12 protein-coding genes are annotated in these 12,928 nt (G+C 64.3%); 5 read left to right on the top strand and 7 right to left on the bottom strand.

Going from position 1 to position 12,928, the window contains the following annotated elements:
* The first annotated feature begins 43 nt into the window (after positions 1–43).
* From ACTJI1_RS10045 to ACTJI1_RS10060, 4 genes are read left to right on the top strand one after another with little or no spacing between them, the layout of a single operon-like run.
* Positions 44–1,084, top strand: coding sequence for a carbohydrate ABC transporter permease (locus tag ACTJI1_RS10045; protein WP_440742508.1), 1,041 nt, complete (start codon positions 44–46; stop codon positions 1,082–1,084).
* Positions 1,084–1,998: a carbohydrate ABC transporter permease gene (locus ACTJI1_RS10050; RefSeq protein ID WP_310134277.1), complete on the top strand. Its 915-nt coding sequence runs from the start codon at positions 1,084–1,086 to the stop codon at positions 1,996–1,998. Before ACTJI1_RS10045 ends, ACTJI1_RS10050 begins: the two co-directional genes overlap by 1 nt.
* 4 nt (positions 1,999–2,002) lie before the next feature.
* The gene (locus ACTJI1_RS10055; protein WP_310134275.1) at positions 2,003–2,245 is read left to right on the top strand and encodes a hypothetical protein; all 243 of its coding nucleotides are present in this window, start codon (positions 2,003–2,005) and stop codon (positions 2,243–2,245) included.
* A gap of 13 nt (positions 2,246–2,258) precedes the next feature.
* On the top strand, positions 2,259–3,266 hold the full coding sequence (locus ACTJI1_RS10060) for a LacI family DNA-binding transcriptional regulator (protein ID WP_440742509.1): 1,008 nt from the start codon (positions 2,259–2,261) through the stop codon (positions 3,264–3,266).
* 208 nt (positions 3,267–3,474) lie between these two features.
* On the opposite strand, the gene ACTJI1_RS10065 is transcribed toward ACTJI1_RS10060, so the two are convergent.
* From ACTJI1_RS10065 to ACTJI1_RS10095, 7 genes are all read right to left on the bottom strand, one after another.
* Entirely contained in the window at positions 3,475–4,713 is a 1,239-nt protein-coding gene (locus ACTJI1_RS10065; protein WP_440742510.1) for an MFS transporter, read from the bottom strand.
* A gap of 54 nt (positions 4,714–4,767) precedes the next feature.
* Positions 4,768–5,232, bottom strand: a complete 465-nt coding sequence (locus ACTJI1_RS10070) for a MarR family winged helix-turn-helix transcriptional regulator (RefSeq protein ID WP_310134267.1) — start codon at positions 5,230–5,232, stop codon at positions 4,768–4,770.
* 61 nt (positions 5,233–5,293) lie between these two features.
* Positions 5,294–5,941, bottom strand: a complete 648-nt coding sequence (locus ACTJI1_RS10075) for a methyltransferase domain-containing protein (RefSeq protein WP_440742511.1) — start codon at positions 5,939–5,941, stop codon at positions 5,294–5,296.
* Positions 5,942–6,140: 199 nt separating this feature from the next.
* Positions 6,141–7,166: a methyltransferase gene (locus ACTJI1_RS10080; RefSeq protein ID WP_440742512.1), complete on the bottom strand. Its 1,026-nt coding sequence runs from the start codon at positions 7,164–7,166 to the stop codon at positions 6,141–6,143.
* 28 nt (positions 7,167–7,194) lie between these two features.
* Entirely contained in the window at positions 7,195–8,493 is a 1,299-nt protein-coding gene (locus ACTJI1_RS10085) for a hypothetical protein (protein WP_440742513.1), read from the bottom strand.
* 7 nt (positions 8,494–8,500) lie between these two features.
* Positions 8,501–9,643, bottom strand: a complete 1,143-nt coding sequence (locus tag ACTJI1_RS10090) for a hypothetical protein (RefSeq protein ID WP_440742514.1) — start codon at positions 9,641–9,643, stop codon at positions 8,501–8,503.
* Entirely contained in the window at positions 9,644–10,540 is an 897-nt protein-coding gene (locus tag ACTJI1_RS10095) for a cytochrome P450 (RefSeq protein WP_440742515.1), read from the bottom strand.
* Positions 10,541–11,177: 637 nt separating this feature from the next.
* Here ACTJI1_RS10095 and ACTJI1_RS10100 point away from each other — a divergent pair.
* On the top strand, positions 11,178–12,395 hold the full coding sequence (locus ACTJI1_RS10100; RefSeq protein ID WP_440742516.1) for an MFS transporter: 1,218 nt from the start codon (positions 11,178–11,180) through the stop codon (positions 12,393–12,395).
* Positions 12,396–12,928: the final 533 nt, after the last annotated feature.

Genomic DNA, 12,928 nt, shown 5'->3' on the forward strand with positions numbered 1-12,928 from the left:
CCGCCCGGCCCCACACCTACTTGAGACTCCTCCGGAGGCACACATGTCAACGTCGAACGTCGTCGCCCCCTCATCCGCGAAGGCCGGTCGCAACGGAACACCGCCGGTCCGCGCCGGTGTGAAGAAGAACCGCCAACAGCAGAGCCGCTGGGCGTTCTACCTCATCATCCCCACGCTGGTCCTCCTCGCCATCGTCATCGGCTACCCGGTGGTCAGCGCCATCGTCATGTCCTTCCAGAAGGACGCCGGCCTCGACCCGGCGACCGGCCTGTTCGTGCAGGGCGGTTTCGCGGGCTTCCAGAACTACGCGCACTGGCTGTTCCAGCAGTGCATGGGCCCGAACGGCACCACCATCAGCTGCCCGCCCGGCAACCTGGGCTCCAGCTTCTGGAGCGCCGTCTTCGTCACGTTCTTCTTCACGGTGACGACCGTCGTCCTCGAGACCCTGCTGGGCCTCTGGTTCGCGCTGATCATGAACCGCGCGTTCCGCGGCCGCGGCTTCGTCCGCGCGGCGATCCTCATCCCGTGGGCCATCCCGACCGCCGTCACCGCCAAGCTGTGGTTCTTCATCTTCTCGGTCGCGGGTGTCGCCAACGCCGTCATCGGCGCGCACATCCTCTGGACCAGCGACGAGTGGGCGTCCCGGTTCGCGGTCATCATCGCCGACACCTGGAAGACGACGCCGTTCATGGCGCTGCTCATCCTCGCCGGCCTGCAGGTGATCCCCGAGGACGTCTACGAGGCGGCGAAGGTCGACGGCGCCGGCACCCTGCAGCGGTTCTGGCGCGTGACGCTCCCGCTGCTGAAGCCCGCGCTGATGGTCGCCATCCTGTTCCGCGTGCTCGACGCGCTCCGCATCTACGACCTGCCGCAGATCCTGACCGGAGGCGGTGGTGGAACAGGCCATGCCACCACGACCTTGTCGATCCTGGTCGTGGACCAGATCAGGCAGGGCTTCAACAGCGCAGCGGCGCTCTCGACCATCACGTTCATCATCATCTTCCTGGTCGCCTTCATCTTCGTCCGATTGCTCGGCACGAACGTGGTCCGAACGCAGGAGACTCAGCAGAAGGGGGCGAAGTGATGACCGCCGTCGCCGGACAGGCAGCAGCGACCGCCGAGGCGGGCGCGCTCCCCCGTACCCAGACCAAGAACCGCTCGAAGCGACGCCGCCGCAATGCGAGCGCCCGCACGGGCATCCAGGCCATCGTCATCGTCATCTGGTGCCTGCTGCCGTTCTATTGGATGGTCGTGACCTCGTTCCGCGAGGTCGGCTACACGAGCGACAACACCCCGTGGTTCACCCACGTGACGCTCGACAACTACGTGACGGCCCTCTCGACGAAGCTCGGCAACAACCTGCCGGGCGCGCTGCTGAACTCGCTGTTCATCGGCGTCTGCGTCACGGCCATCTCGCTGGTGGTCGGCATCTTCGCCTCCTACGCGCTGGCCCGCCTGGACTTCAAGTTCAAGGGCGTCGTGCTCGGTATCATCCTGGCTGCCTCGATGTTCCCGGGCGTCGCGCTGATCACGCCGCTGTTCCAGCTGTTCACCAACATCGGCTGGATGGGCACCTACCAGGCGCTGATCATCCCGGAGATCTCGTTCGCACTGCCGCTGACGGTGTACACGCTGAACTCGTTCTTCCGGGAGATGCCGTGGGACCTCGAGGAGGCCGCCCGGATCGACGGCTGCACGCAGGCGCAGGCCTTCCGCAAGGTGATCCTGCCGCTGGCGGCCCCCGCCGTGTTCACCACGGCGATCCTGGCGTTCATCTCGTCGTGGAACGAGTTCCTGATCTCCAGCCAGCTCTCCAGCGACGCGACCCAGCCCGTCACCGTGGCCATCGCCTCCTTCACCGGCAGCCAGCCGCACCAGGAGCCGTACACCGCCGTCATGGCGGCCGGCACGATCGTCACGGTCCCGCTGATCATCCTGGTGCTGATCTTCCAGCGCCGGATCGTCGCGGGCCTGACCGCCGGTGGCGTGAAGGGCTGATCTCATGCGGTTCAGCGACTCCCGGGAACTGGTCGACGTCGGTCTCGGCTTCGTCGGGTTCTTCGCCGTCGCGTTCCTGGGGATCACCGTCTTCTGCGAGCTGACCGGCGAGCCGGCGCTCGGGTGGGCGCTGACCCTGCTGGTTCTCGTGCTGGCCTTCATCGGCCTCCTGCAGTTGCGCCGTCGCATCCTGGCGCGGCGGCAGGAGGCCGAGGAGGCGCGGCTGCGCGAGACGCAGGACAGCTGAGCGGAGCACGCCGATGCCGGGTATCGAGGAGGTCGCGCGCGCGACCGGGGTCTCGACGGCCACCGTCTCCCGCGCGCTGCGCGGCCTGCCGAACGTGTCGGACAAGACCCGCGCGGCCGTCCGCCGCGCCGCGGACGAGCTCGGCTACGTCGCGTCGTCGAGCGCGTCCGGGCTCGCCAGCGGGCGCACGCTCGCGATGGGCGTGGTGGTCCCCTCGGTGAGCCGGTGGTTCTACACGCAGGTGCTGGAGGGGGTGGATGCGGAGCTCCGGTCGGCGAGCTACGACATGATCCTGTTCAACCTCGGCGGCCACCGCGGCGACCGGGAGCGGGTCTTCCACCGCAGCATCCTACGCAAGCGCACGGACGCGCTCCTCGCGCTGTGCCTCGACTTCACCACCGAGGAGCGCGAGCAGCTCTCGACGCTCGGTCACCCCACCATCGTGGTCGGCGGCCCGGTGAAGGGACTGCGCAGCGTCGGCATCGACGAGACGTCGACCGCGTACACCGCCACCTCGCACCTGGTCACCCTCGGTCACACCGACATCGCGCATCTCGGCGGCGAGGACGAGGAGGGCCTCAACAGTCAGGTGCCGATCGGGCGCCTGCACGGCTTCAAGGATGCGATGCGCGACGCGGGCCTGCCGGTGCGGCCGGAGTGGGTCATCCCGGGCGGGTTCTCGCTGCCGGAGAGCCGCGCGGCGATGAACCGGCTGCTGGACCAGCCCGGCCCGCGGCCGACCGCCGTGTTCGCGGGCTCCGACGAGATGGCGTTCGGCGCCATCCTCGCCGCCGGCGACCGCGGCCTGCGTGTGCCGGAGGACCTGTCCGTGATCGGGATCGACGACCACGACTACGCGGCGGGCTTCGGCCTCACCACGATGGCGCAGGATCCGTTCGAGCAGGGCGCGACGGCCGCGCGCATCCTGCTCGACGAGCTGGCGGGCGCGGAGCCGCGGGCGACGTCGGTGCGCTCCCCGGTGAGCCTGGTGGTCCGTTCGTCGACCGCACCGCCGCGCTGATGGCGACCGGTCGCGCTGCCGTCTGAGACAATGGAAGCGCGATCATCCAGTCGAGCGCGCCTTTCGGGTAGGCACGACCGATCAATGGGGTCGCCCGTCGGGCTTTCGGGGCCCGGATGACGGGAAGAGCCGCCCTGGCTAGGTCAGGGCGGCTCTTCGCGTTTCTGTGGGATCGTTCCCGGCCAGCAGGCGTCGTCAGTCGGCGTCGTCAGTCGGCGTCGGCGAGGGCGAGGACCTCCGCCTCCTGCTGCACCGACTCGTGGGGCGCATCCACACGCTTCAGGTGCTTGTGGCCGATCATGATCAGCGCGGCGGCGACGAGCACCGAGATCCCTCCGGCATAGAACGGCATGGCCGGGCTCACGGTGTCGGCGAGCAGGGTCGCCGCGGGCGGCGCGATGGCCCCACCGAGGAAGCGGACGCCCGAGTACGCGCTCGACGCGACCGACCGCGGCAGGTCCGTGGCCTCCATCACGCACTCGGTGAGCACCGTGTTCAGGATGCCGAGCAGCAGGCCGCCGACGACGACGCAGACGATCAGCGCGACGAGCGACCGCACGAACAGGCCGGCGGCGAGCAGGTCGAGCGCGAGCAGCGGCATCACCAGCCACAGCACCCGCGTGCGCGGGAGGCGCGCGGTGAGCAGCGGTGCGACCCACACGGAGGTGATCGCGAGGGCGACGCCCCAGCCGAAGAAGATCAGGCCGAGCGAGATGGCGTCCTCGACGCCCAGCGGCACGAGCGCGAACGGCGTGTAGGCCAACAGCACGAAGAAGCCGATGTTGTAGAACAGGGCGGCCGCGGCGAGGAACCCGAGCGCAGGTCGTCCGAGCGCACGGAACGGCGCGGACAGGCGGGTCGGCTCCGGCTTCTCGGTGTTCTTCTTGAGCAGCGAGACGATGGCGATGAAGCCGATCGCCATCAGCGTGGCCGTTCCGAAGAACGGACCGCGCCAGCTCCAGCTGCCGAGCAGGCCGCCGAGCAGAGGGCCGATCGCGATGCCCAGTCCCAGGGCCGCCTCGTAGAGGATGATCGCCGAGCTGGTTCCGCCGGAGGCGGCGCCGACGATGGTCGCGAGCGCGGTGGAGATGAAGAGCGCGTTGCCGAGGCCCCATCCGGCGCGGAACCCGATGATCGACTCGACGTTCTGCGAGAGCCCGGCGGCGAGCGCGAAGACCACGATCAGCGCCAGGCCGATCAGCAGCGTCTTCTTGGCGCCGATGCGGCTGGAGATCCAGCTGCTGAAGAACATCGCGATGCCCGTGATCAGCAGGTAGCTCGTGAAGAGCATCTCCGTCTCGGTCGGCGTCGCCTGCAGGCTCTTCGCGATCGCCGGCAGGATCGGGTCGACGAGACCGATGCCCATGAAGGCGATGACGGAGGCGAAGGCCACGGCCCAGACGGCGGTGGGCTGTTTCAGGATGCTGGTGGGGCGTTCATGCGACATGGAGGTGTGTCGACTCCTTGGGGTCGTGTGGTGGTGGAAGAAGGCTCGTGCCGGTCAGCGGCTGCCGGCCAGGGCGGCCGAGGCGGCGTTCGAGAGGTCGACGCGCGACCCGATGATCTGCACGGTGGACCGCATGGCCGCGAGCTCGTCGTCGCTGAGGTCGGAGAACATCGGCACGAGGGCGGCGGACAGCTCGTCGCGCCACTCCTGCAGCGCCTGCGCCCCCTTGTCGGTCACGGCGATCTGCCAGGCGCGCGCGTCGTCGGTGTCGGCGATGCGCTTGACCCACTCCGCGTCGACGAGGTTGCGGACGATCTTGGTCATCGTCGGCTGCGAGACCCGGCTCTGCGTGGCGAGCTCACCGAGGCGCATGGGGCCGCTGGTCTGGAGGACGCTGAGCGTGCGCCAGGTGGCGGGCGACTCGGTGCTGCCGGTGACGCGGGCGGCGAGCCGGGTGAGACGGTGCGCGGCGACCACGAGGTCGCCGAGGATCTGGTGGAGTTCGGGGGTCTCGGGCATGAGAACAATTATATATAGCTTGCCTATGTTTATCAAGCGGCGGCCGCCGCCAGAGCACGGGCTAGCGGATGCGGCGGGCGAGCACGTACCCCTGCGGCGACTTCTCCGGCGCGACGGGCTCGCGGACCAGCTCCGCGACCGTCTCGAACCCCGCATCCTGCAGCCGCTGCCGCACCCGCTCCGGGTCCTGCCGGCGGGTGCGCAGGTCGATGTCGTGACCGTACGCGTGCGTCAGGTGCACGACGTCCTCCCCCACCTGGAACGCGAGCAGCAGCAGCCCGCCCGGCCGCACCGCCCGGGCGAGCTCGCCGTAGAGCTCCGGCTGTCGCTCCTCGGGGGTGTGGATGACGGAGTACCAGGCCAGCGCCCCCGCGAGGGATCCGTCCGCGAACGGCAGCGCCCCCATCGACCCGACCTCGAAGCGCAGACCGGGATGCTCCCGCCGCGCGACCGCGACCATCGCCGGCGAGAGGTCGACCCCCACGACCTCCAGCCCGAGCCCGGCGAGGTGCCCGGCGATCCGTCCGGGACCGCAGCCCAGGTCCCCGACGAGGCCGCCGCCGAGCGCCCGGACCTCCTCCGCGAACACCCCGAGCATCGCCCGGTCGAACGGACTACCCGCCAACTGATCGCGCAGCAGCTCGGCGTAGTCCTCGGCGACGGTGTCGTACGCGACTCGCGTCTCCGTCACATCAGCGGGCTCGGTCACGCGAATCATCGTAGGGCGTGAGACTGCCGCCGTTCGGAGCGTCCACAAGCTCCCGGACGAAATCGGACCAGCCGAGGCGGCCGCGCGTCGCCGCGGCACCCGCGAGGTTGTCGCCCGCCCGGTACGCGCGCCCGACGGCACCCGGGATCCGGATATGGTCGACGCCCGCAAAGCCCAACCCCGGGCGCGGCCAGGCATCTCAGACTTCGAGAACCATCGACGATTCTGCGTCCGAATTATCCCCGATGAACAACGCGATCCCATCCTCGGTCACACCGTACCTCCGTGCGCGGTAGCCGGCGTGCTTTAGAAGGGTGAGGTATTGTGCGTCCGAACGCTCACTTGCCCCATGCAGTAGCGACATGGTCAAGCTGTTCATCGCCGTGCGCATCGTAAGCGCCGTGTCGCCTTCCACCACCCTTTCGGCAACCAGGACGCGAGCTTGAGGGGCCGCCGTTCTCACACGCTCCAGCAGGCGTATGGCCTCTTCATCGCGCCAATTGTGAAGGACGCCCTTCAGCAGGTAAAGATCTCCCAACGGTGCAGCGTCAGCGAAAATGTCGGCGGCATGCACATGCGCCCGGCCCGCGACGCACCACGAAGCCAGTCGCTTCTCAGCCAGTGCGGCCTGCTGCGGAAGGTCCAGTGCCACCACCGATAGACGGCTCGCTCGCTCCAACAGTCGCTCGACGAAAGTTCCGTCCCCAGCCCCGATGTCGACGACTATGGTGTGGTCGTCGAAGGGATAAGCGTCGATGATGCGGTCAGCAGCTTGGCTGGCGCCCGCGCTCATTGTTCGCGAAAAGTTCTCCAACGCTTCTGCGTCCTGGTCTAGATACGACCAGAAGTCTTTGCCATAGATCGCTTCAAACGCAGAGCGCCCCGTTCGTAAGGTCTGGTCAAGGCTCGCCCAGGCTTTGTAGTACTCGTCTGCGCACAGGAGGGCCTGACCGTACAGCCTTCCCTCGTCCTTGCCCAACAAGGATGTACTCGCCGTTGGGTTGACTGATTCGCCTTCCACAGCGAGCAGATCGAGTTCACCAAGCACAGCTGCGAGCATTCGCACAGATCGTTCGGGTAATCCGGTCTCCTCAGCTAAGCCTTCGAACGAGGAGCACCCGCCCTGCACCTTGCCAAAGAGGTCGACTCGCGCGGCGCTGGCGATGATCTGGTTGAGCGCGAAGCTTCTCAGTAGCGTCGCAACTCGAACGAGCTCTGTTGTCATGTGCCCACATCCTCTTTCTCCATCTGCCCTAGCAAGCGACGACAGCGTTCAGGAGGGATTCGGCATCAGCTCGTGTCGCACCAATCACGTTGAAGATGATCGGGCCATCCAATCCGAACTGTGGCGTAAGGGCTACAGCCCCCGTGCCGCTCGAATGCGAGTAAGAAATCCCCTGATCTTCCCATCTCGACAGAGTGTCGGACAGACTGGCACATGCCGTCTGCCCCTGCATCACCACGCGACTCCTGCTGGTGGCTTTCGACGCAGGTAGCCGTGGCATAACTTCGTATAGGTGCGTGGACCCCGTGTACCGCGAATTCGCTTCCGTGAAAAGAACTCGGCCGTCGGGCGACACAATGGCATCCGCGCTGAACCGTCCACGGTAGCCGATCGCTTGATACCTCGTTGCCAGGATCTTCCCTCCTTCGCGAAGCTGGACACCACCACCCCTCGGCGGCTCGCTTGGGTGCAGCTCTAGCGCAAGCCTTCGGTCGCTGAACACCATTTGACCCACCTCCGGGGAGGAGACCTCTGTCGCGCCGATGGTGAATTCGGCGTAGAACGTGTCCCACCCCGAGATGTGCGCCTCGATGACGACTGGCGCGGATCCCGAGTTCGACATCCATTCCCACTGCTCCTGCCAGAACTCTGCGACAGCACAATGAGACCGGTCGCGCAGTCCAGTTGCTCGTGCGGCGCCTGAAACGGTCGCATCGCCGGTCCACGACGGCGAGTACAGCAGGTGATTCCCACCACCGGCCCCGCCATGATCTCGCTTCGCCACGATTGCGGGATGCTCTGCGAACAACCGAAGGGTGTAGTCAATCGCCTCGCCCATGCTTCGAGCCACGTAGCCGGCGGGTAGGCCCACGCCGGCCGCACTCGCGATAGCGCGGAACGCCGCCTTGCTGTTCACTAACTCGTATCCGCATGAACTGATGAAGTTGCACCCCGGAAGAAGATCCGACAGCCCGAGAGCCGACGCAAGATGGCCGACGCTTGGAGTTGGCCACAGGGCTTCGATCCGATCGAGGTGCGAAAATCCTGGACGAGCGCAGATCGAGGACACGAGCTCGGGGTCCGTGAGAACACGTCCGTCGAACTCCAATCGCCCATATTCGCCCTCGGGCAAAACAAACAGTTGCAAGGAAGCCGGGTTGAACCGCTTGATTCTCGCGACGTGTCGCACGAATTCCTGCGGAATCTCGTCAACGCTGACCACGAAATCTCCGGCTTGCGCAAACCACAGACCGTGAAACGACCATGCCCGGATATCGCGCTTTCGCATCATCCAACGGTCTTCGTCGTTCAGTACTAGTAGCTTCACGAGTAACTCACTCTGTGTAGTCCACCAAGCCACCGCGACGAACGGTGTCGAGAGTGAAGCAGTGGAACCCGCCTCCGAAGAGCCGGCGATGACGATGCTGGACGGGAGTCACTCCGAAGCCTTCGCCCTCGAGCGTCCTAATAAGGCCGATGCAATCTTGGTTCACGAGAACATGATCTGGGCTAAGCGACAGAACATTGAGGTCGATGTAAGGACTTGTCAGCACGAGATCTCCGTCGTCATAGCAGGGAAAGCTCGCCGCGTCTGGGGGCGGAGGAACGATATATTTCCAGTTTTTGAAGCGTTCAGGCATGAGATCCCGGATGCCATCGTGACGCGCCAGGAAAACCCCCGGTCTGAGAGCGAGAATCATACTGTCGATGTGGTTGTCGCTCATGCGGTAAACCATGTGCACGCGATGCTTCGGTTCTAAATGGCGTCTCAGCCACTCATACCCCTTGCGATGGTTCTCATTGGCGACGTTGACAATGATGTCCCTACCCAGCCGAAGCGCCTGAGCGCCATCGAGGATCATCTCAACGCCCACGTCGTACGGCCCAGCGTGGGGTTCTTCTATCACTTCGGTCGGGCCCCCGAGACTGGTTTCAGTGTCGCGCGCATACGAAAGGTCGAATGACATGTCGGTAAGGACCGGGCGAGGCATTGTGGTCCACGTCGCACCCTCCTCGAAGAACTCTGCGTAGAGCTTGGCGAGTAGACGCGTCTCTAGATAACGGCTACGAATCGCGGGCGGAGTCTCGATTATCTCGCTACCGACAATCAAGGTGTTGTCTCGTAGATTGAGCGCTGGAATAGGCGGCGCTTGCCACCCAAAACCAGCGATCGGTTCCGGATCTGCGGGCAATTCAATCGGCCTGTGGACTCTTACACCGAAGGACGAGATCGTCTGTGCTAGCTGCTCCACGTCTTCCGCAAGTTCTTCGGTGTAGCGGGACGCAATTTGCCAAGCACGTTGGTCGATGGGCTTTCCAGTTGCTTGCTGGAGACGAGGGTATGCCCAGTCGGAGCGGAACAGATTCTCATGGAAGAAGACGTCGAACGAAAGTTCACGGTCGTGCGAGACGTAGTTCTTCGCGGATCCGACGATGACTTCCTCGAGCGGATCCCATTCGTTGTATGTGCTGACCAATTACTTCTTCCTAACCGAAATCATTGTGTTCGAGCGCAACGTTGCGGAATCTAAAGGCACGATCTCATCAACCAATAGACGGTCAAGCCAAAACTCGTGGTCACGCACGAGCCGAACGACCCAGTGAGTCGCCAACTGGGCCCCGAGGCAAACATGCGGGCCCCACGCGAAGGCGAGGTGTGCATTGGGAGATCGATCGAACTCCAGCTCGTCGGGGTTCCGGAAATGGCGCTCGTCACGATTTGCCGATGCGATGAGCGTGATGATGGAGTCTCCGCGCCGCACCGAAGCGCCTGCGACTTCAACGTCCTCCACTGCTATTCGAGAAGTTCCCTGCGCTGGGCTGAGGTAGCGAAGCAGTTCGTTAGCGGCAACGACTGGATCGGGGGCCGCGGCTGCCGCTTCGACCGCACCAGGCCTCGCAAGAGTCAGCTCGACAAGTGCAGCAGCGACTGCAAGCGACGTACCGAATGCCGCATTGAAGATGCCCCCGACGGTGTTTCTGAGGTAGCCCTCGCCTTTACGCGCCAACTCCGCCTGTAGAACCACATCGTCGGCAAGTGTGCTCATCATGCCCATGCGGCTGGGAGTACCGAACCACTCACGGACTGCACCGCGAAGTTCCGCACCTGCGGCCATGCCCGGCCCGAGGCGAGCAGGGTCAATTCCCGAATCCATCGCCTTCGTCAGTCGTTCCGAGATTCTTAGGTAGTAAGAAGGATCGAAGCCAGCTACGCCGAGCGCCTCCGTGACGAGTCGCATTGCTGCCGGCGCGAGCGCCGCATCGATCAGATCGAACGTGGTCCCAGACGGCGTCGAGTCGATGCGCCCGGTGAGTTCGCGAAATGCTGATTCTGCGACGGCCGACATGTCCTGCGCGTGGAGAGCCTTCATCATGCGACGCCTCAGAATGAGCTGCGACGGCGGGTCCTCTGTCTGGATACTGCTTCTCGCAGAGTCCACATTCATTCCGACGCGAGAAGGATCGCGCGCGAAAAGGTCACTCTCTCGGAGAACCCATTTGCAGTCGTCGTATCGCGATACGACCCATGACTTAGCCTCCGCACTCCAATGGCATGGGTCGTCGTCTCGCAACCTTCGGAAAACGGCCCACGGGTCACGCAGGTATTCAGGGGACAATGGCGCGAAATGCGGATTCACAAAGCTCTCCAGCTCTCGAACGGATGGGAAAACCGAGGGTGCGGCGACTGTCGGGCGACGCACCCTCGGCGTCGAGTCAGCAGATGTGGTCGTAGGTCATTGGCTTCTCCTCTCTTGCGGCTGGATTGTCGTGCGGAGCAAGGTTTCCATGAGTGGCAACCGGCCCGCAAACACTGATGTCCGCTATTGGTCATGGTGGAATACCTGACGAATGACATGTTGTCATTTGCCGCCAAGGCGAAGGGTTTTGCGGTTTTACCAGGGAATTGACCACGCCCTCGGCCTGATTCCCGGCGGACGTTTGCGGTCCGAAGCCGTCCAGCTTCGCCTCACACCGGATCACTTGCAATCCACGCGCTCCTACGCTTGCGGGATGAGATACCTGATCAGCGCTCGACCACTTCGGGAGTCCGTGCCTTTCGCCAGGTTGTGGTCGGCGGGAATGCTCGTCGGCGTGTCTGCGCAGATGATGCAGATGGCAATAGCATGGACCGTCTACGAGGAGACGCAATCACCGCTCGCGGTGGGCGGCCTTGGGTTGGCGATCGGAATACCAACTGTTGTCTTCGGGCTCGTCGGCGGGGTGCTGACCGATACGCGGCGGCCTCGCATGCTGGGTATGATCGGCGTGGGCGGGCAAATCGCTGTGGGTGTGCTTCTGCTCGTGATCACCAGCTTGGGTGACTTCTCGTTGGCAATGCTCTATGCCCTCGTATTCGCCCAGTCGGCGTTCGGCGCCGTGACCTCTCCGACACGCCGTCCCTACATAAGGCATCTGCTGAAGGCGTCCTCAATCCCGGCGGCGATGAGCCTCTACATGGTGAGCATGAACCTCGGTCAGATCATCGGCCCGATACTCGGAGGCCTGTTGCTGGCGCGAAGCCCAATAGGAATCGTCATCGCTTTCCACGTGGTAGCACTCGTGCCTTACCTTTTGTCTGTTCTGAGCCTCCCTGACATCGACCCGGCGTCCCAGGAGAGAATCGGCATGGCCGCAATCGGCAAAGGCCTACAGGTTACCTGGCGCATAACGGACATCCGAACAGTGTTGCTGTCGGACCTGTTCGCGACCGTATTTGCCCTCCCGGTGGCGCTGCTTCCGGCGCTGAACGGTGAAGTTCTACACGGGAACGCTGCGACCTATGGCGCTCTACTGGCGGCGCTGAGCATTGGTGGACTGGCAGGAACTCTATTCTCCGGTTTTATCGGGCGGCTGCGCCATCCGGTGAGATCGGTGGTCTTACTCGCTACGGCTTGGTGCTTGACAGTGGTCTGCCTCGGAACGAGCACAGGTCTCGTCACATCTTTGATCGTCCTGCTTGCAACGGGCCTACTCGACGCCTGGTCGGTGACTATCCAGCAACTGGTCGTCCAGAAGAGCGCGCCCGATTTCGCGCTGGGTCGAGTCGGAAGCATTCAGAGCATGGTAGCGATGGCCGGCCCCCAGCTCGGTAATTTTCGCGCTGGAGTGATGGGGTCGGTGATCGGGGCACCCGCTGCAGTCGTCGTGGGTGGGGCAATTGGCGGCCTGCTGATCGTCGGCTCTTACGTCGCATCGAAAAAAGAAGGAGCAGCAGTTGCGGAGTCCTGATGGTACTTCTCGGTTACTACCGACACTGACGTTCTGGCTAACCGGCGACGAAAGCGTAGTCGTTAGCGTCGACCGGTCGGACAGTGTGATGGCTTTCGCTCGGGACGCCAACGTTCCCGGCATTCTCGGCCGCTGTGGAGGGTTCGCGACGTGTGGCACCTGCCACTTGCACGCGTCCACGTCAAACCCAAACTCCCTACCTCGCACTCCGGAGGCAGAAATTGATGTGATCCTCGGCATCGGTGAAGACCTTCGTCCTGAAAGTCGACTCACATGCCAGATCATGGTGGATCAAGAGTCTCCTAATATGGAATTCAGAGTGCCTGAGTGGTCGGCGCCGTTTCCTCATCCGAATTCATCCAACTCGCAATAGTGCAAGCCACGTGTTGCGGTGCGCCATGTCCGACAGGTTTTCTACCGAGACGATTCATGTGTGACGACTCCATTTCCCTTGCTTGTTCGGCGAGAAGGCTCGCACCGGAAGACCGTAACGGATTCGACAGCGCAAGCCGTTTGGGGTGGCCGCTATGCCC

This window comes from Leifsonia sp. 22587 (assembly GCF_052044215.1).
In the GTDB taxonomy this organism is placed as follows: domain Bacteria; phylum Actinomycetota; class Actinomycetes; order Actinomycetales; family Microbacteriaceae; genus Leifsonia; species Leifsonia shinshuensis_C.

Bases quoted from the DNA above. Each gene is read 5' to 3' on its own strand.
- ACTJI1_RS10070 (WP_310134267.1), bottom strand. From the start codon at position 5,232: ATGCCCGAGACCCCCGAACTCCACCAGATCCTCGGCGACCTCGTGGTC.
- ACTJI1_RS10065 (WP_440742510.1), bottom strand. From the start codon at position 4,713: ATGTCGCATGAACGCCCCACCAGCATCCTGAAACAGCCCACCGCCGTC.
- ACTJI1_RS10050 (WP_310134277.1), top strand. From the start codon at position 1,084: ATGACCGCCGTCGCCGGACAGGCAGCAGCGACCGCCGAGGCGGGCGCG.
- ACTJI1_RS10095 (WP_440742515.1), bottom strand. From the start codon at position 10,540: ATGATGAAGGCTCTCCACGCGCAGGACATGTCGGCCGTCGCAGAATCA.
- ACTJI1_RS10100 (WP_440742516.1), top strand. From the start codon at position 11,178: ATGAGATACCTGATCAGCGCTCGACCACTTCGGGAGTCCGTGCCTTTC.
- ACTJI1_RS10055 (WP_310134275.1), top strand. From the start codon at position 2,003: ATGCGGTTCAGCGACTCCCGGGAACTGGTCGACGTCGGTCTCGGCTTC.
- ACTJI1_RS10060 (WP_440742509.1), top strand. From the start codon at position 2,259: ATGCCGGGTATCGAGGAGGTCGCGCGCGCGACCGGGGTCTCGACGGCC.
- ACTJI1_RS10045 (WP_440742508.1), top strand. From the start codon at position 44: ATGTCAACGTCGAACGTCGTCGCCCCCTCATCCGCGAAGGCCGGTCGC.
- ACTJI1_RS10080 (WP_440742512.1), bottom strand. From the start codon at position 7,166: ATGACAACAGAGCTCGTTCGAGTTGCGACGCTACTGAGAAGCTTCGCG.